Origin of the sequence: Propionivibrio limicola (assembly GCF_009469695.1) — a bacterium.
In the GTDB taxonomy this organism is placed as follows: Bacteria; Pseudomonadota; Gammaproteobacteria; order Burkholderiales; family Rhodocyclaceae; genus Propionivibrio; species Propionivibrio limicola.
Genome location: NZ_SSSR01000023.1, coordinates 1 through 18,601 on the forward strand (window position 1 = coordinate 1; position 18,601 = coordinate 18,601).

Below are 18,601 nucleotides of genomic sequence, written 5' to 3' on the forward strand. Positions count from 1 at the left end.
GCGCTGATCGCGCCGCCTTCCGGTCGGGCCTTCGCCCCTCCCTCTCGGCAACGCGATCAGCGCAAATGAAGTGTCCGGGGTGTGTCAGTTTTGAATCGCTGCCCAACAAAAATCTGTATCAGTTTTGAATCGCCGTTGACACCTGCTCTGGGCCATTGAGCACCTGCATCATGATGAGCATATCGATGCCGCAACCCTGTCAGGTGTTCTCAACTACGCTTTCTGTATCCAGTTGAGCGACAGCGGGGGCAATCCGTCCGTTGAGGGGCAAGCTTACGATGCCGATCGGCAGGCGCGATGGCCCCAACCGCCGATTCTTTCGCCTCCACGCCGACCGATGACGTATGAGGATCCCGAAAATCACATTTTTGTGATCTCCCACGACTGCGCTATCGGCTGCGCTCGGAAGCCGCACAACGACGATTGTGTCGTCGAGCACGGAAATATGGTCATCGAGTCGATTTATCTCGATGACCAACTGGCTCGCGGGGCCGAGATGTCACGGTGTGTCGGCATCGACCATCTCGAATCGCAACCCTACATCCTGGATATTGATCTGGATGCTTTCCACAGCAGACAGGCGATCGATCCGGCCGACCGGACTACCTTTTACCGCCTGATCAGAAATGCGGCGGCAATCACCGTCGCCACCGAGGCCGAGTGCGTGGATGATCTGAAGTTTGACGGTGAGGCAATTGACGTCGATTTCTTGCTGGCTAGGGTGGTGGAACATATCAAGGCGGCACAAACACTCGTTCCGGGGTGAGTGATGTATCGGAGATATGGGAGTAAGGCAATTCCAGTTCGGGGGATGTTCGCGGAATCGAACTCGGGCATTTCGCTATACTGATTTGCGGCACGGTGCATGGGCGGGGGTGGTAGAGGAACGAAAAACTCCCTCCGAAGCACCCGGTGGCTTCAATCCTTCCTAAAATTTCCGAAATGCTTTAAGATACAAGTTCTTTCGGTGGTTGTAGTCCACCACTAGATTTTCAAGCACTTACGCCAATCCTGTTGGGTTGGCGTTTTGCTTTACGGCATTCACGTAGCCAAAATCGGCGGGGGAACGTCTCTCTCACGATCCGGGCTTGGGCCGTTGAAGTAAGCGCAAGTATTAATCGGGCGCGGGGTGGAGCAGTTGGCAGCTCGTCGGGCTCATAACCCGAAGGTCGCAGGTTCAAGTCCTGCCCCCGCAACCAAGCAGCAGATATGCAGCCCATTCTTCGGAGTGGGCTTTTTGCTATCTGGCGTTCGTTATGGGCTGAGACAGCGCGGAATCCCAAGGTTGTTTGTGAAGCGCCTCCCTTCGCAAAATCGGGGCTGGCCAAGGTTCGGGCTGGCCTTTTTATGGTTCATCGCGCTTTGCCGGGGAAGGCGGCCTTTGTCTTCGGAAAGAAATAGTGGTGTGGGCTGAGGTGGCGGATTCGGGATTGGTCGATTGATGGTCGCCAAGCGTGTCAATCATCCAAAGTGCTACTGACAGAAGGCGTTTTGGCAATGGATGCCACTGGACCCCGATTCGGTGTGATCGTTGCCGTGCCGAATTTGTACTGAATGGCTGATTTTGTACCGGTAAAAAGAAAAAGGCACCGAGGACGAGGTCCTGGGTGCCTAATTTCTTCAGAATTCGTGGTAGGGCGTGAGGGGATCGAACCTTCGACAAACGGATTAAGAGTTCTTTCGGAAAGCTATTTTTGGCTCGCCAGCCTTTCAGAAAAACACTTGTTTTTCAAAGGCGTACCCTCTCTCGCAGTACATTAACTCGCCTTTTTCTCAGTACAGATGGCGTACAGATGTTGCACGAAAAACCAGAAATGGACCGTAACCAGCGGGGGTGATTCAGAATGCAACTTCCCACTGCCTCAGTTGGCCGACCGTCTCTGGAAGACCTTGCTGAAGCAGCGTATCTAGGTATTCGGCAGTAGTTTTCGGTGGGTTCTTGAGGGTGCGACGGTGCGCTGCAACAGCCGACAGCACTCGAGCAGTGTCGAGGTCGATTAGATCGGAGATGAACTCGTCCGGGTGGAGCGCTTCGACCTCATATTTGCTCAACTCTTCTTTCGGAAAATCCTTCAGGTTAAACGTCAGAATAACGCTCGACTGACTACGTATCGCTGTCGCGAGTACGTGTCGATCATCCTCATCCGGCAGTTGCAGCGAAGGGATCAAGTACTCGTAGCCTCTGACCAGACAATCACGAACGCTGGCGTCCATAAGCTGACGGGTACGCTCCAGCCGCTCCCTAGTCAGGTCCTCCCGAGATTTCAGTACATTCCGCATCCATTCTTCGTGGATGCGAGCCGACCACTTGGCTCGGTACAGGTCCGTCAGTGCCAAGTGCATCAGCAAGTCTCGCAGTGGTGCCGGATACAGCACACACGCGTCGTACACCACTGAGAAGCTGGTCATTCGTAGTAGCCCATATTCAGTTCTTGTGCCTCCGCTGCGAGAGCTTCCAGCGCTTTATTACGTTCGCCATCGATTCGTGCCTTGTATTCCACCAAATCGCGGTAGTAGACGCGGCGATGGCTGCCGACCTTGTGGTACGGCATATCACCCGTGTCGAGTAGCTTGACCAGATAAGGGCGGGATACGTTGAGCATGTCGGCCGCTTCCTGCGTCGTCAGTTCAGCATGAACCGGGATCATGCTGACAGCGTTACCCTGTGCCATTTCGGACAGAATATCGATGAGCAGCCTGAATGCAGCAGTCGGCACCTTGATAGCCTCATGCTCACCGGCTTGGTCGATCACCCGGATCGACTGAGATTCTTCCTTCGTGCTTAGGTATAGAGAGAGTAGGCGGCTACTCTCTCTCGCCATCGACGCTTCTGCGTTGGTGGGTAGTTCGGTCTTCACCTTCGTGTTCATGGTTTCACCTGCCTGTGTCAGTCGTCTAATTATCTGTACGTTGTCGTCGTGTCTAAGCTTTAGTAGCTGTCGAATTTGTTACGTGTAGGGAAGGGGTAGACAGTGTACTTAAACGAAATATCCGAAACAAGCGAAATAATCGAATTGTTTTCGGTCTGGTCAACCTCATTGGAATTGCACTTGCCGGCGAGGAGTCATGACCCTCCTCCATGAAACGAAAAATCCAGAGGTAGCGAGCCCCGTATCTCCTTCGCCTTCCTAGAAGGCGAAGCACGATCGATGACCGGTGGTGTCAATTCATTGATTCTATCTACCCCTTTGGAGTAATTGACACCACCTGCCAGCCCGCATGGATGCGCTGCTAATGTGAGCCTACCAAAAAGCGATCAACTTCCTAGCAACGCTAGTTCAAGTCGTACAGTGTTGGGAGCGCGAGGATTTGGTTCGCCGTCGGTACTCTTGCGATCTACTCCGGAGAGTCGTAGGTCACGGTATTGCGCAAGACCAAAGACCCGCATGAGATAATTTCTACGTCATTCATAGACCTTGGGAGTGAACAAGTGCTGATCCGAAAATTCGAGCATCAGCAAATCAATGGGTTGCATTTATGCATAATTAACTCCAAGTTCCGACTGGCCAATATAAATTGTTATGTTACCCCAGCATTCTCGCAAACACTGTTAGGCAAGCAATAGGGCTTTCAAAATGAAGATTAACAAGACACCCAAGGCTTTTTTCACCGAACTCACAATGGGCTCAGAGCGTTACGAGTGTGATTCTATGTCTGGTAAATTGCGTGTAAAAGGGGAGTATGGAATAGGATTATGGCTACGTAAAGATCAACAGCCGCCGTATAAATCCACACTACTTTTCCAAGTAAACCAGCAATTTCAAGAAGTATTTGTACAGCTTTCTGACAAAAAGTACAGCCTTGAGCATGAAAGCGAAGGGCATAGTGCATACTTGGTGATGGACTCCTGCCCGAGTGTTAAAGAATTCATCGAAACAGCTCTTGAAGCTCTTGCTGTCCTTGATAAGGCGGTGATGATAAGAAGAATGGCGATTTCTTGCGACACTTCGAGCAGTGAGGATTAATCCTGTAGTCCACAGAGGCGCTGCGCAAAATAGAAGCGCAGCGCCTCTGTGCTGTGCTTGGACGTTGAAGGTCCGCTTTCGAAAATCCTGACCGTCGCCTTCGGGGCGTGACCTGTCGAAAAGCGACGCTTGACCTCTGCTCAAAACAATGGCTGCTTCACCGCTTAGCGGACTGAATCCTTCGATTTAAGGGCTACGTATCGATCAATAAAATCGACGAATACCTGTTTGCCATTCCTGCCGCCATACTTCTTCGTAACCCGATTCCACCACGGCATGCCAGGGTGTGGAGCGTGCTCATAAAGGATATTTTGCCCCTTCAGGAACGTCTTTACTCCTGAACTGCTAGCGCATCGATACGCGAGAGAACTGCAGAAAAGGCGTTGTTGCATAAAAGCCGAATCCTGTAGTCTGACGAGATGAACAAACCGCCGAGAGCAAAGTACAAGACGCAGAACTGGAAGGCCTACAACGCGGCGTTGAAGAGACGCGGCGGGCTGATGATCTGGTTGGACAAAAATTTGAAATGGCAGGCGAACCCGAACGGTAAGCCGGGTCGTCCGGCGATCTTCAGCGAGGGGGCCATCCAGTTCTGTCTGACGATCAAAACCCTGTTCGGTCTGGCGTTGAGGCAATCGATAGGCTTCGTTGAAAGCCTGCTCAAGCTGGCGGGTTTGGATTGGCAAGTACCCGATTTCAGCACCGTGTGCCGGCGACAAAAACGTCTTGTCGTCGAGATTCCTGCCCGGGTCAATCCCGCAGGGCTGCACCTTCTGGTTGATAGCACGGGCATCAAGATCATGGGCGAAGGCGAGTGGAAAACGAAGAAGCACGGTGCGGAGTATCGCCGCCAGTGGCGGAAGGTGCATCTGGGCATCGACGCCGACACACTGGAAATTCGGGCGATTGAAGTCACCGGTAGCAAAGTCGGGGACGCCGAAATGCTCCCAGAGCTGCTCGATCAGATTCCGCAGAACGAGCCCTTGCTCTCGGTGAGCGGGGACGGCATCTACGACACCAAGGTCTGCCATGAAGCGATTGCCGGACGGAAGGCGGTAGCGATTATTCCCACTCGGAAAAACGCCCGGCGTTGGAAAGAGACCGGCCCTGGCGCTCGGGCGCGCAACGAGATTCTACGGACGACGCAGCGATTGGGGCGTTCAATCTGGAAGACGTGGAGCGGTTATCATCGACGCAGCCTCGTCGAAACCAAGATGAGGTGCTTCAAACTTCTCGGCGAACGGGTGATGGCGCGTGACTTTTATCGGCAGGTCGTCGAGTTACAGGTGCGTGCCGCTATTCTGAATCGGTTCACCTATCTTGGCACGCCGGACACGGTGCGCGTGCCATAAATCCGTCCAGGGTTGGGGGAGGCTCAGCCTTGCGGCGATTTATGCAACAACGCCGCAGAAAATAACTGCATCTGGACGGATCGCGCAGACAACTTCTCGGAAAACCTGGCTCGCCACAAGCGCATCCTGTTTGCTGACCTTGATGGATTTCCCGCTTATTTCTGCAGGCCGCTGGAAGTAGTTCATGAATGCCACTTCTGTAAAGGCATTGGTCGGGCAGGTGTAAAACAACCGGCTGGAACGTAAAGCGCTATCCATGTTTCGGTAGAGTACTGCCGATTTTTCGCGCCACTTGTTTTTGATCCCTTCGGCAATGATGGTGCGCGTCCAAAAACCTTTTGACTTAACTCCTTTTGAGTCATCTGTACCCACTCCGTCGTACCACTTCTCTGGATCTCGGTGAAACTCAAATTGTTTCCCAACATAGTGGCTCTCAGCTACCAACAACACCTTGTGACTCTGGAGTGGGTAGCCCTTGCCAATCCAAGGACGCATTTGATGATAGATTCCATAATGAGGAATCTTATCTAAAAATTGGTCGTATTCGAGAGTGAGAAAATCGGTATTAACGCTCATACAGCCACCGTCAAGTTGAGATGTGATTGCACTATCGGTACAAGTTTTTTGTACTGCTCGATCGAATACGATTAGCATCAACAGTTTTTTGCAATGGGTCAAGAGTCGTGGTAGTCCTTGGTGCGCCTAGATCGTGACAAGACGCAAAGACCGGAAATGGACCAGACCAATGCACCCAAGTGCCACAGACCAACGGCTGTTAAGACCTACCCGCTGTCCGCGAGCAGGCGGTCTCTGAGCGTCGGCTCGACTCAGTTACCTATCGCAAAGCGACGCTTGGTCAATCTCGTTGGAATTGCGCTTACCGGCGCGGAGTCCTGAGCCCCCCCTTCCAGGAACTGAAAAATCCAAAGACAGCGAGCCCCCGTATTCCCTTATCTCTCCGAGAAGGCGAAGCACGATCGATGGCCGGTGGTGTCAATTCATTGATTCTATCTACCCCTTTGAAGTAATTGACACCACCTGCCAGGCCGCATGGATGCGCTGCTAATGTGAGACTACCAAAAAGCGATCAACTTCCAGGCTCGGGAAACGCTCTTTCACAACCGAGAGAAACTTCGTCACTTCGGGAGTGGATGGAACGACGTGCTCGTAGAGTTGAGTTCGGCCTGCATTTTTCACATTGTAGGTCGCCGTCTTGTACCCTGCGGTGGTCAACCACTGTGCCAATCCAGCCTGGGATAGATCGACATCCTGCAAGCCCCATGCACGCTGCACGTAAGCCACAAGGAAGGTCCTGATGGCAATGCCGAGATATGGCTTGTCCCCTCGCGCATAAAGCATTCCAGTCACCCCGCGCGTGACGCGTGTAACGCTCGGTGTAGGCAGTACGGCGGCGCCTGTTCCCGATGGATTGGATGATTGCGCACCCTTTCGAAGTTGGCGCGTAACCGAAGATTGTTCTGGCTGCGCTAAATACTGTCGTACACGACGTCGATTGCCTGCGTATAGTCCTTGAAACGCCTGCCAATCGTTCCAGTCCTCCAAGGCCTTGAGGCAACGGGGTGGGGACCCTTCATCCCCCTTCTTGCCACGACGCCACTGGTCGAACAGAGTACGAACCAGCTCACCTTCCTCGGCGGATTCCCACGGAACCGTCCGGAAAGCGAGATGCTCAACGCCATGCGATTCGATTTTGACCATGCAAGGATCGACCGGCTTGCGCTTGAAATCGAATTCCATGTTCAATGTCATATCCCGGTCGAGCGTCTGCATATCCCAATCGTTGAGGAGAACGTCGCGCATCGACATCAGCGATGGCCGCTTGATCACCTGTCCCGGATAGCGGTCGACGAATAGATCCAAAACGAACTTGTTCTGGTTAACAGGCTTCAGCAGCTCAAGTTCCTTGGCCTCGTCCCCTTCGGCCGAGTCCAGAAGGACCTTGATTCCGCCTTTTGCGACGACTGGCTCCTGCCCCTCGACTGCTTTTCCCGTTAGCTGCAACCGGGTCTTGGCGGCAACCGCTTGCGCGATCAGGTGCTTGAGTTCGGTCATCGCGGTACCTGGCGCAACCCGATCGACCAAGGCTTGAAACCGCTGGCAAAGCGGGCCGGATAAGTTGAGCTTCTCTACATCTACCAGTAGCCCGTCAGTGGTCGCCGAAACGACCAGCGTACCCTGCGGCAACTTCCAGAGAATTTCCCCCAGTACTGCACGGGCAAAGCCACTGGTCATCGCGGCTATAGCGGCTTCGGAGATCGCTGACTTGCCGATTTTGACGGTGTCCATCTCCTTGGGGCTCATGCTGCGCTTTTCTTTGTACCCTTGCCCAGATTTGCCGTAGCAGGTGTTGCCAACGCCCTTCATAAACTCGTTGGGTAGCGACTTCTTCTTGTACTTCAGCCGCTCTGTGCGGGTGTAAATCGAGAACGACTCGAAGGGGCGGTAACCAACATCGCCATGAGATTCGGGAGGGAACTGCATTTCCGGGGCGGGGACGAGAACATCTCCGTCCCACTCCAGATCATTTTTTTTGGCCTTACCCACCTTCTTGCTACGCATGATTTTCTGACTGCGTAGAAATACTTCTTCACGCGCCATCCACGGAATGACGACACCGAACTTGACCTTGACCTCTGCTCCCATCATCAGCGCGAGCTCAATTTCAGGCGCTGTCGCGATGGAAGTGCCGGAAAGCGGGAACCAGAGCCCATAATTTCCAACTATAACCGGCAGGCATGGGTATTCGGTGCTGGAGGGGAAACTAAACTCTACCTGAGCAAATCCGGCAACGTGACCAACGAATGCTTGCGGGTCACGCACGATATTCATCCGCTCGTAATCAAGCGTCATTGCGCCAGCCAGGCTGACCACGTAGCAACCGGCCAGGTCATGGTCGTAGAGGCGGGAAGCTGGGCTCGCGATAGGGGTTGGGCCGAATCGATAGCATTCGTTTCGTCCGCCAATGTAGGCATCGGCGAGGAATGCCTCCAGCCATTGTCGTAATTGTGTGGCTACGCGCTTCGTTTGGGAAAGAGGGCGATCATGGCGACCGCTCCACCGCCATTCACGAACCTTGGTGAAATTCAGAGCCACATCGGGATGGATACCATCTTTACGCATGCAAAGCTGGGACAGCCGCACGCCAAGCCCGCTCAGCGTTGCGGACACACCCTTCAACCCCAGGCGACGATTGCAGAACCAGAGCACCCAAAGCACGTAGAGTACGGCAAGTTCGGCATCTCGCAAGCCGTAGGCCTTGAAGAAATCTGGCCGGTCACGCTGAAGCCTTGCCATGTCAGACTTCATGTACCCCTTCGGTAATGATAATTTTTCCAGACCCAACCATTCGCCGATCTTGTTTAGATTGGCCCCGGGGGGCGCAAGCCGAGCGGCATCAATCAGCCGAACCGAAATCAGCCGAGGATCGAAATTCTCACCGGCGATGAAGGAATACCGCGACTTGAGGCGATTGGCCTGGGCATCGCTAAGGGAGATTTTGAGTTCGGCGGGCCTGCCCACCGTTGCCAGAGAGCCATTGACCCCCTGCGTCTGGCGGATAAAGTTCTTGGCGTCGCGGAATATCGGTAGATCGGCCAGCGTGAAAAAACCACACAGGATGATTTCACAAGGCCATTCATCGAAGATGCAGTAGCTTTCCGCTTCGTCCAACATTTCGTTGAGTGCATCGGCGAGGCTCGGGCGGGCATCGAGACATTCACCATTTTCGACTTCGACGACCTTGTCGAGCCGTTCTCCGGTGGGGCCGACCATGTGAAATTGAACCGTTAACAAGCGGTTCCGCCCTTTTCGGTGATGCTGCCACTCCGCGTCAAAGCCGATGAAAACCGGCGCTCCCAGCCCACGCAGGAGGTCCGGCTTGCCCCCCTTCATTGCTGCGGCTGTTGGCAGAGCTGCGGATATATCGACATGTCCTTGCCCCTGTCCGGCTAGAAACTCATCACGTGCCCGAAGTTCTTCCTCGCTCGGTCCTGTCTTCATAAAGCCCGGCAGCCCAGCTTCACCAGAAGGGGGGCGGGGGGGCTGCTTAACCTTGGCCCCCTCCAGCAAAGGCTCGAAATGGGTACGCGCTTGGCGTGACGAAGAAGATCCGCGGCGGCTCGGAGAGAATCGGACATGTGGTGTTCCTTGTTCGTGCGGTGCTGTTAGGAAGCGCGAGAAGGAATTTTTACATGCCGTCGTGACAGGTGGTGTCGTTTCGCTATCGAGCAAACCTGTCACGAAAAGTGAAGAGCTCTTGCTTGTCGAGGGAGGTAGAGCTGCTTCGACTCTGTTCTTGCAATTGACGTCAAGCGCAGTCCTTGGATGGACGCGGATAAGCCTGACGTTGCTCGGACCAGAAATGGACCAGAAGCCGAATTTAGAAAACAAAAAAGCCAACCCGGGGGTTGGCTTAAGTGCTTGTTACTACTGCAAGAATTCGTGGTAGGGCGTGAGGGGATCGAACCTTCGACAAACGGATTAAGAGTCCGCTGCTCTACCAACTGAGCTAACGCCCCGCAATTTCTGCTTTGCTTTGGTGGGTCGGGCGAGATTCGAACTCGCGACCAACGGATTAAAAGTCCGCTGCTCTACCGACTGAGCTACCGACCCGAAGCAAGGAGCGCGCACTATACTGGTCTTCCAGATGTGTGTCAACGAAATTGAGTGAATTGAATTAAATCGTGCCATCGATCATCGTCTGGTAATTGCCACGCCTCATTCTTCGGTAAATGCGATTGCCTGATGCTGCCAGTAGCCAAGCCGCTGTGCCCGGCGGATTCGGTGCTAGAATCGGAACCCTTTTGAAATCCGCCCCTTAAGGGATTTGTTCCGATGAAAAGCGCCGAAATCCGCGAGACATTCCTCAAGTTCTTCGAGTCGAAGGGCCACCAGATTGTGGCTTCCAGTTCGCTCGTGCCGCACGAAGATCCGACCCTGCTGTTTACCAATGCCGGGATGAACCAGTTCAAGGACGTGTTCCTTGGTTTTGACAAGCGCCCCTACACGCGGGCGACGACGTCGCAGAAATGCGTACGGGCGGGCGGCAAGCATAACGATCTGGAAAACGTCGGCTACACGGCGCGCCACCACACCTTCTTCGAGATGCTCGGCAACTTCTCGTTCGGCGATTATTTCAAGCGCGACGCGATCAAGTACGCCTGGGAGCTGCTGACCGAGGTCTACAAGTTGCCGAAAGAGAAACTGACTGTCACTGTCTACGCCGAGGACGACGAGGCTTACGACATCTGGACCAAGGAAGTCGGCGTGCCGGTCGAGCGGGTCATCCGCATCGGCGACAATAAGGGCGCCCGTTACGCTTCCGACAACTTCTGGATGATGGGCGACACCGGCCCCTGCGGCCCGTGCACCGAGATTTTCTACGACCACGGTGACCACATCTGGGGTGGCCCTCCCGGATCGCCGGAGGAAGACGGCGACCGTTTCATCGAAATCTGGAACAACGTCTTCATGCAGTTCAACCGCGACGAGGCGGGCGTCATGCATCCGCTGCCCAAGCCCTCGGTCGATACCGGCATGGGGCTGGAGCGCATCTCGGCCGTGTTGCAGCACGTGCATGCCAACTACGAGATCGATCTGTTCCAGAAACTGATCCAGGCCGCCGCCCGCGAAACGAGCGATGCCGACATGGCCAGTCCGTCGCTGAAGGTGCTGGCCGATCACATCCGTGCCTGTTCGTTCCTGATCGCCGACGGCGTCATTCCGGGCAACGAAGGGCGTGGCTATGTGCTGCGCCGCATCATCCGCCGCGCCATTCGTCACGGCTACAAACTCGGCGCCCGCGCTGCCTTCTTCCACAAGATGGTGCCGGATCTCGTCGCCGAGATGGGCGTCGCCTATCCGGAACTGGCGCAGAGCCAGGCCAAGATCATGGCAACGCTCAAGCAGGAGGAAGACCGCTTCTTTGAAACGATCGAGCACGGCATGGCGATCCTCGAAGGCGAGCTGAAAGCGCTGTCCGAAGGCGGTGTCTTCAACGGCGAAACCGCTTTCAAGCTGCACGATACCTACGGCTTCCCGCTCGATTTGACGGCCGATATCTGCCGCGAGCGCAAGGTGACCGTCGATGGCGCCGCCTTTGACGCCGCGATGGCCCGCCAGAAGGAACAGGCACGCGCCGCCGGCAAGTTCAAGATGGCCGCTAATCTCGAATACGATGGCCCGGCGACCATGTTCCACGGCTACGACACGCTCGAATTCAAGGGCAACGTGCTGGCGCTGTACAAGGACGGAGCGGCCGTCAATCAGCTGAACGAAGGTGAGATGGGTGTTGTCGTGCTCGACAACACGCCGTTCTATGCCGAATCGGGCGGTCAGGTCGGCGACTGTGGCGTGCTGCAGTCGGTGCACGGCATTTTCGCCGTTGAGGACACGCAGAAGATTCAGGCAACCGTTTTCGGCCACCATGGCGTCGTCAAGACCGGTACGCTGACCGTCGGCAACGGCGTTACGGCCAAGGTCGATGTGCAGGCCCGCGCCCGCACGATGCGCAACCACTCGGCGACGCACCTCCTGCACAAAGCGCTGCGCGAAGTGCTCGGCGACCACGTCCAGCAGAAGGGCTCGCAGGTCGATCCCGACAAGACGCGTTTCGACTTCGTGCACAACCAGCCGCTGACCGACGAGGAAATCCGCAAGGTCGAAACCTTGGTCAACGCCGAAGTGCTGGTCAACGCCGCCACCGAGTGCCGCGTGCTGCCGATCGCCGAAGCGCAAAAGCTCGGCGCGATGATGCTGTTCGGCGAAAAGTACGGCGACGAGGTGCGCGTGCTCGACATCGGCTCGTCGCGCGAACTGTGCGGCGGCACCCACGTGGCACGCACCGGCGACATCGGCCTCTTCAAGATCACGGGCGAAGCCGGCGTCGCGGCCGGAGTGCGACGGATCGAGGCGGTGACCGGCGACAACGCGCTCGCCCTCGTGCAGCAGCAACAGGCCATGCTCGACGCCGCCGCGTCCGCCTTCAAGGCGCCGGTGGTCGAGGTGCCGGGCAAGATTGCGCAGGTACTCGATAACGTGCGGGCGCTGGAGAAGGAACTGGCGCGCTTGAAATCGAAGCTGGCCGCCTCGCAGGGCGATGATCTGGTCAATCAGGCGGTTGAGGTCAAGGGCGCGAAAGTGCTCGCCGCGACGCTCGAAGGTGCCGACGTCACCGCCTTGCGCGAAACGATGGACAAGCTCAAGGACAAGCTCAAATCGGCCGCCATCGTGCTAGCTTCCGTTGTTGACGGCAAGGTGACGCTGATCGCCGGCGTGACGGCCGATCTGACCGGCAAGGTCAAGGCGGGCGAGCTCGTCAATATGGTCGCCCAGCAGGTCGGCGGCAAGGGCGGCGGCCGTCCGGACATGGCGCAGGCCGGCGGTACGCAGCCGGAAAACCTGCCGAAGGCGCTGGTGTCCGTACCGGCTTGGGTCGAGCAGAAGCTTTAAAGCCTGCTTTTCTGACAAGCGGCGCGGCTGTTTCCGGAAGGGGCAGCCGCTTTTTTATGCATAACACTGCCGCCTGCTGAATATCGAAGGCGAAGACGTGTTAGCATCGCGCCTCCTCATAGCGCCACTCATCAGTCTTGGCGCTAGTCCGATCTGGCCAAGCCCCTTGCTTTGCCTTACCCACAATACCTGAGCGTTTGCCGAGACTGGTTCGTGCATAGGCGGTTGCATTGCTTTCCGCGCACGCATGGCAAATGCCTGGAGTTCTCTCGCTTGAAATTTACCGAACTTGGTCTCGTTCCCGAGATCCTTCGCGCCATTGCCGATCAAGGCTACGAAACACCCACGCCGATTCAGTCCCAAGCCATTCCCGTCGTCCTTTCCGGACGCGATCTGATGGCCTGTGCGCAAACCGGCACCGGCAAGACTGCCGGATTTACCCTGCCGATTCTCAATCGCCTGAGCGAATCGAGAGCCGCTACCACCGGGCCGCGCAAGATTCGCGTGCTGATCCTGACGCCGACGCGCGAGCTGGCCGCCCAGGTCGGCGAAAGCGTCGCCACTTACGGTGCGCACCTGCCGTTCAAATCGCTCGTGATCTTTGGTGGGGTTAGCATGAACCCGCAGATTTCGGCGTTGCGCAAGGGCGTCGATATCCTCGTTGCTACCCCCGGCCGCCTGCTCGATCACGCGCAACAGCGCAACGTCGACCTCTCGGGCGTCGAGGTGCTGGTGCTCGATGAAGCCGACCGCATGCTCGACATGGGCTTCATCCACGACATCAAGCGCGTCATTGCGCTGGTGCCGAAAAAGCGTCAGACGCTGCTGTTTTCGGCGACGTTCTCGGATGAAATCCGGACGCTGGCCAGCAACTTCCTGACCGATCCCGGCTATGTCGAGTCGGAACGTCGCAACACGGCATCCGAACTCGTCACGCAGTACGTCTACAAGGTTGACCGCGAGCGCAAGCGCGACCTGCTGGTCGAGCTGATCCGCGAAAAGGGCTGGTATCAGGTGCTGGTGTTTACGCGCACAAAATGGGGCGCCAACGGGCTTGCCGAGAAGCTGGTCAAGTCCGGCATCGAAGCCGATGCGATTCATGGCAACAAGAGCCAGAATGCGCGTACGCGGGCGCTGGCCAACTTCAAGAGCGGCAAGCTGCATGTGCTGGTCGCGACCGATATCGCGGCGCGTGGCATCGACATCAACGAACTGCCGCACGTCGTTAACTTCGAGCTGCCGAACGTTGCCGAGGATTACGTCCATCGCATCGGGCGGACGGGCCGTGCCGGTTCTGAAGGTTCGGCAGTTTCTCTGGTCTGCGTTGATGAGCACAAACTGCTCAAGGACATCGAACGGCTGATCAAGAAGCCGATTGATGTGCTTGAGTATCCTGGCTATGCCCCGGACCCGTCGATTCGCGCCGAGCCGATCCAGATGCGTTCGGCCGGACCGCGTGGTGGTGGGCAGCGCTCGAATGGTGGGCGTTCTGGCGGTGGTGGTGCGTCACGCGGCAGTGCGCCGAAGGCGCCGGGGGGGGCTTCTGCCGGCAACGGCGGTAGGCCGGGCGGCGGTTCGCACCGCAGTGGCAGCCGCCATCGCTGATTGAGTTCTGAACGCCTGCTTTTCAGGTGCCAGACAAGTAATACGTGGTTAATGAGACCCCGGCTTCGCGCCGGGGTTTTACTTTGAAGCGGGCGCTCTTACCCTGCCGGATAGGCGACGCTTTGGCCAAGGATGATGCGTTGCTGCGCGTCAAGGCCAAGCGCCTTGCCGAGCGCTTCGCGGTCGACCGAGCCGCGTGCGACCGTCGACAGGCCGGCCGAGGTGCAGTAGAGGTAGGCGTTCTGCACGCAGAAGGCGGCATCGGTCGAGCCGTAGACCAGTTGCTGCTCGGTGTTGAGTTCCGGCATCTTGCGGAAGTCGGCGACGAAGACAAGATTGACGGGAGCGGTCGGCACAAAGTCCTGCTTGCCGGCCAGAAGGCGGATGTCTTCGGCGAGTACGACGATCAGCGCGTGCCGGTCGATGTCGTATTTGTAGGTGGCTTCCGCCGTGATCACGAACACGTCGATTTCGCGCCGGCTGCGGCCGTTCGGTACGGTCAGCTTGCCGCTTTCGGGGCGGCTGATGCCGATGGCGGACCACAGCAGATTGGCGAGTACTTGCGTCGGGATCGGCGTTGCGCTGTATTCGCGCCGCGACTCGCGGGTTTTGAACGCTTCCATCAGCGGCATGCCGCCGGTCGTTTCGGGGGGGGGGGGGGGGATGGTGGTTCCGGGGGTGAGCGTCATGCTTATTCCTTAGGCGGGTGATGATTAAAGCTGGCGGATTTTTTCCAGTAGCGCCGTCGTCGATTTCTGGTGGATGAACGGAATCGAAACGACTTTGCCGCCCCAGCCGGTGACTTCGCGGTTGCCGACGATTTTCTCGACCGGCCAATCGCCGCCCTTGACGAGAATGTCCGGCCGACATTCGAGGATGCGTTCGATTGGCGTGTTCTCGTCGAACCAGGTGACGAGCGAGACGCATTCGACGGCGGCCATCACCGCGAGGCGGTCGGCGAGGCTATTCACCGGTCGGTCGTCGCCCTTGCCGAGTCGTTTGACGGAGGCATCGGTATTGAGCGCGACGATCATTGACTGGCCAAGGGCGCGTGCCTGTGCGAGCAGGGTGACGTGGCCGCGATGCAGGATGTCGAAGCAGCCGTTGGTGAAGACGAGCGGGCGCGGTAGTGCCGCGAGGCGGTCGGCAAGATCGCCGGGGGCGACGATCTTGGATTCGAAGGCGGGGGGCGGGAAGTTCATCGTTTCGTAATTCGGTTCGGAAAGAGGCTCGGCCGGGAGGTTATGGCGCTCTCGATTCGACGGGCACCGGCCCCGGCTTTTGGCCGCTCGACTGTGCGACGTCGAGTTCGCGGGCCTTGGCCGGAGAGATGGTTTCGATCAGATTCACTACCCGTCTGACGCCGGCCGTGGTGCGGGCGACGTTGATGGCCGAATCGGCTTCGGCCTGCGTCAGCAACCCGAGCAGGAAGGCGGTGCCGGCTTCGGTGACGACCTTAAGGTGTACCGGGTTGAACTTGCCGGAATCGACCGAGCGGCTCTTGATCTTTGAGGTGATGAACGCGTCGTTGCTGCGGTCGCTGAACGACGATGACGGCCCGACAACCAGTTCGTTGAAAACGCCGTGCACATTCGGAATTTCCGAGACGATGCGCTCGGCCTCGGTCTTGATTTCCTCCGAGGCGACTTCACCGGTGATCAGAACCTTGCGGTTGTAGCTTGTAAAGTTGAAATGGCCGCGGTCTCTGAGTTTTTCGCTGACACGGGTGTCGGCTTTCCATTCGATGGATTCGTCTTCGGTCTGAGTGCCGAGCGAACGCCGATCGAAGGTGGCAAGGACGCCGCTCGTGACGCCGGCGGCGACCATCGTAACGCAGCCCTGCAGGGCCGGAAGAGCGGTGGCGCCAACAAGCAGCGCGGCAAGCAGGTGTTTTTTCATTCTTCAACTCCTAATAGCAGGCAATCAATGCCGTCGCACAGGCAGTGAATCGTCAATAGGTGAATTTCCTGGATGCGCGCCGTGCGGTCAGCAGGTACGCAGATATGGACATCGCTGTCGCGCAACATTTCGCCGATGGCGCCGCCGCCCTTGCCGGTCAACGCGACGACGCGCAGATCGTTGTCGTGTGCGGCGTGAATGGCTTCGATGACGTTTTCCGAGTTGCCGGACGTGGAGATTGCCAACAGGATGTCGCCTGATTGGCCAAGGGCGCGCACCTGCCGTTCGAACGTCAGCGCGTAGCCGTAATCGTTGCCGACCGCCGTCAGGATCGAGGAGTCGGTGGTCAGCGCGATGGCGGCGAGGCCGTGCCGCTCCATTTCGAAGCGACCGACGAGTTCGGCCGCGAAGTGTTGCGCATCGGCCGCCGAGCCGCCGTTGCCGCAGGCGAGAATCTTGCCGTTGCTGACGAGGCTGTGCACCATCAATTCGGTGGCGCCGGCGATCGGCGCGGCCAGCAGTTCGATGGCGTTGAGCTTGGTTTGGGCGCTGTCGGTGAATTGCTTGCTGATGCGGGAAATGAGATCCATGTCGTGGGTCGCGGGGCGGAAAAACAAGCGGCAAGTCTAACATCAGAGGGCCAGATAGACCTCGAACTCGACGCGTTGCCATGGATCGGTGGCGTCGCGCAGCCCGGAGACGCGCGCTTCGAGTTTTTCTCCGGCGTCGAGCGCGCGGGCGACGGCCTTGTTCTCGGCGCGCGGCACGTAACCGAGCTTTTCGCCGTTCCACTCGATGCGCACGGCGTGGCGGTCATGGCGGTTGTCCGGTTCGCGCGTCAGCGTCAGGGCGTCGCCGACGCGGATCGCATCGCGCACGCGCGAAAGGGCGTGGTACTGACTTCCGGCTAGCGGCGAGCTCTGGATGAGGATCTTGATCGACTCCGCGGAAGCTGGATTCGTGACGAGGAGGGCGAATGCCAGCAGGCTAGTCCGCAGAAAAAGCATTGCGCACCCAGTTGATCGATTGGTCGGATGTTCCGTCCAGCAGCACGCAATCAAAACGGCAATCGGCATCGGTTTTTGAGTGGGTGGCCAGATAATGCCGGGCGGCGAGAATGATGCGGCGCTGCTTGGTTAGTGTGATGCTCGCCGCCGCGCCACCGAAGGCGTTGCTCCGGCGCAGGCGTACTTCGACGAAAACGAGCGCGGCTCCGTCCTGGCAAATCAGATCGATCTCGCCGCCGCGGCAGCGGTAGTTGCGCGTCAGGATGCGCAAGCCGTGTCTTTGCAGGAAGTGGGCGGCCAGTTCCTCGCCGGCTTGTCCGCGCTGTTGGGTCGGCGATTGCCGGTTCGGGCTCGTGGTATCGTTGCGCCTCATTGATTGTGTGATCGCCATGACAGAAGAATTCCCCGCATTATATGTAGTCCCGACGCCGCTCGGAAATCTGGCCGACATGACGCAGCGCGCCATCGACGTCCTGCGCCAGGTGAAATGGGTGGCGGCTGAGGATACGCGCCACACCGCGCCGCTGCTCAAGCATTTCGGCTGTTCGGCGCGTCTGCTGCCGGCGCATGAGCACAACGAGGAAGCCGCGGCGCAGCAGGTGATCGCCCGGTTGAACGACGGCGAATCGGTGGCGCTCGTTTCCGACGCCGGGACTCCGGCGGTGTCCGACCCCGGCGCGCGGCTGGTGGCGCGGGTGCGCGAGGCCGGGTTTCGCGTCGTGCCGTTGCCGGGGCCGTGCGCAGTCGTCACGGCGCTTTCGGCATCCGGGCTAGCGGAGCCGCATTTCCTGTTCTACGGTTTTTTGCCGGCCAGGAACAAACAGCGCGAAGATGCGCTACGCGAGGTGGCGGAGTTGCCTTACGCGCTAGTCTTTTATGAAGCGCCGCATCGCATTCTGGAAACGGTCGAATCGCTGGTCAGCGTATTCGGGCCGGAGCGCACGCTGGTGCTGGCGCGCGAACTGACCAAGCTGTTCGAAACGATTCATTCTTGCCCGCTCGGCGAGGCGCTCCCTTGGTTGAACGCCGATGCCAACCGGCAGCGTGGCGAGTTCGTGTTGCTCGTTTCCGGGGCGCCGGCGGCGGGCGATGACGGCGAGGGTGAGCGGGTATTGAAACTGCTGCTTGACGAGGGGCTGCCGGTCAAACAGGCCGCCAGGCTGGCGCATGCGATCACCGGCGCGGGCAAGAATGCGATGTACGAGCTGGCGCTGGCGTTGAAAGAATCATAGCCGTGCCCTTTCGGCAGCGTCGAAGAGGCGCGCCATCATTGTCGTTGCCCGCTTTTCAACTAAAATCCGCC

General features: G+C 57.8%; 16 protein-coding genes and 3 tRNA genes. 7 read left to right on the forward strand and 12 right to left on the reverse strand.

Features of this window, described 5'->3' with window-relative positions; genetic code table 11:
* Nucleotides 1-370: 370 nt before the first annotated feature.
* Both GH659_RS13030 and GH659_RS13035 read left to right on the forward strand, forming a co-directional pair.
* Complete coding sequence (locus GH659_RS13030) at nt 371-766, forward strand: hypothetical protein (RefSeq protein ID WP_153111874.1); 396 nt, start codon at nt 371-373, stop codon at nt 764-766.
* Nucleotides 767-1,123: 357 nt separating this feature from the next.
* Nucleotides 1,124-1,199, forward strand: a tRNA-Met gene (locus GH659_RS13035).
* A gap of 640 nt (nt 1,200-1,839) precedes the next feature.
* Here GH659_RS13035 and GH659_RS13040 read toward each other — a convergent pair.
* Nucleotides 1,840-2,409 carry a PIN domain-containing protein gene (locus GH659_RS13040; protein WP_153111875.1) on the reverse strand — a complete coding sequence of 190 codons (570 nt, stop codon included), beginning with the start codon at nt 2,407-2,409 and terminating at the stop codon, nt 1,840-1,842.
* Entirely contained in the window at nt 2,406-2,870 is a 465-nt protein-coding gene (locus GH659_RS13045; RefSeq protein ID WP_153111876.1) for a helix-turn-helix domain-containing protein, read from the reverse strand. The genes GH659_RS13040 and GH659_RS13045 overlap by 4 nt, the downstream gene beginning before the upstream one ends.
* A 705-nt stretch (nt 2,871-3,575) precedes the next feature.
* On the opposite strand from GH659_RS13045, the gene GH659_RS13050 reads away from it, so the two are divergent.
* Both GH659_RS13050 and GH659_RS13055 read left to right on the forward strand, forming a co-directional pair.
* The gene (locus GH659_RS13050; protein ID WP_153111877.1) at nt 3,576-3,965 is read left to right on the forward strand and encodes a hypothetical protein; all 390 of its coding nucleotides are present in this window, start codon (nt 3,576-3,578) and stop codon (nt 3,963-3,965) included.
* A 419-nt stretch (nt 3,966-4,384) separates the two neighbouring features.
* The gene (locus GH659_RS13055; protein WP_153111878.1) at nt 4,385-5,317 is read left to right on the forward strand and encodes an IS5 family transposase; all 933 of its coding nucleotides are present in this window, start codon (nt 4,385-4,387) and stop codon (nt 5,315-5,317) included.
* 39 nt (nt 5,318-5,356) lie between these two features.
* On the opposite strand, the gene GH659_RS13060 is transcribed toward GH659_RS13055, so the two are convergent.
* The 4 genes from GH659_RS13060 to GH659_RS13075 form a co-directional block, all read right to left on the reverse strand.
* Complete coding sequence (locus GH659_RS13060; protein ID WP_153111879.1) at nt 5,357-5,893, reverse strand: hypothetical protein; 537 nt, start codon at nt 5,891-5,893, stop codon at nt 5,357-5,359.
* A gap of 486 nt (nt 5,894-6,379) precedes the next feature.
* Nucleotides 6,380-9,577 carry a hypothetical protein gene (locus GH659_RS13065; protein ID WP_170285895.1) on the reverse strand — a complete coding sequence of 1,066 codons (3,198 nt, stop codon included), beginning with the start codon at nt 9,575-9,577 and terminating at the stop codon, nt 6,380-6,382.
* 202 nt (nt 9,578-9,779) lie between these two features.
* A tRNA-Lys gene (locus GH659_RS13070) sits at nt 9,780-9,855 on the reverse strand.
* Nucleotides 9,856-9,873: 18 nt separating this feature from the next.
* A tRNA-Lys gene (locus GH659_RS13075) sits at nt 9,874-9,949 on the reverse strand.
* Between the two features lie 222 nt (nt 9,950-10,171).
* Here GH659_RS13075 and alaS point away from each other — a divergent pair.
* Nucleotides 10,172-12,787, forward strand: a complete 2,616-nt coding sequence (gene alaS, locus GH659_RS13080) for an alanine--tRNA ligase (protein WP_153111881.1) — start codon at nt 10,172-10,174, stop codon at nt 12,785-12,787.
* 273 nt (nt 12,788-13,060) lie between these two features.
* A complete protein-coding gene (locus GH659_RS13085) occupies nt 13,061-14,392 on the forward strand; it encodes a DEAD/DEAH box helicase (RefSeq protein ID WP_153111882.1) in 1,332 nt (443 codons plus the stop codon).
* A gap of 98 nt (nt 14,393-14,490) precedes the next feature.
* Here GH659_RS13085 and GH659_RS13090 read toward each other — a convergent pair whose 3' ends face one another.
* The 6 genes from GH659_RS13090 to GH659_RS13115 are packed head-to-tail and all read right to left on the reverse strand — an operon-like array spanning nt 14,491 to nt 17,689.
* Complete coding sequence (locus GH659_RS13090) at nt 14,491-15,081, reverse strand: nitroreductase family protein (protein ID WP_153111883.1); 591 nt, start codon at nt 15,079-15,081, stop codon at nt 14,491-14,493.
* A 24-nt stretch (nt 15,082-15,105) separates the two neighbouring features.
* On the reverse strand, nt 15,106-15,594 hold the full coding sequence (gene rfaE2 / locus GH659_RS13095; protein ID WP_153111884.1) for a D-glycero-beta-D-manno-heptose 1-phosphate adenylyltransferase: 489 nt from the start codon (nt 15,592-15,594) through the stop codon (nt 15,106-15,108).
* Between the two features lie 40 nt (nt 15,595-15,634).
* The gene (locus GH659_RS13100) at nt 15,635-16,291 is read right to left on the reverse strand and encodes a BON domain-containing protein (RefSeq protein WP_153111885.1); all 657 of its coding nucleotides are present in this window, start codon (nt 16,289-16,291) and stop codon (nt 15,635-15,637) included.
* Nucleotides 16,288-16,881, reverse strand: a complete 594-nt coding sequence (locus GH659_RS13105; RefSeq protein WP_153111886.1) for a phosphoheptose isomerase — start codon at nt 16,879-16,881, stop codon at nt 16,288-16,290. Before GH659_RS13105 ends, GH659_RS13100 begins: the two co-directional genes overlap by 4 nt.
* Nucleotides 16,882-16,923: 42 nt before the next feature.
* A complete protein-coding gene (locus GH659_RS13110) occupies nt 16,924-17,298 on the reverse strand; it encodes an HIRAN domain-containing protein (protein ID WP_153111887.1) in 375 nt (124 codons plus the stop codon).
* Nucleotides 17,279-17,689, reverse strand: a complete 411-nt coding sequence (locus GH659_RS13115; protein WP_153111888.1) for a YraN family protein — start codon at nt 17,687-17,689, stop codon at nt 17,279-17,281. Before GH659_RS13115 ends, GH659_RS13110 begins: the two co-directional genes overlap by 20 nt.
* On the opposite strand from GH659_RS13115, the gene rsmI reads away from it, so the two are divergent.
* Nucleotides 17,688-18,530, forward strand: coding sequence for a 16S rRNA (cytidine(1402)-2'-O)-methyltransferase (gene rsmI / locus GH659_RS13120; RefSeq protein WP_153111889.1), 843 nt, complete (start codon nt 17,688-17,690; stop codon nt 18,528-18,530). The genes GH659_RS13115 and rsmI overlap by 2 nt on opposite strands.
* The last annotated feature ends 71 nt before the right edge of the window (nt 18,531-18,601 follow it).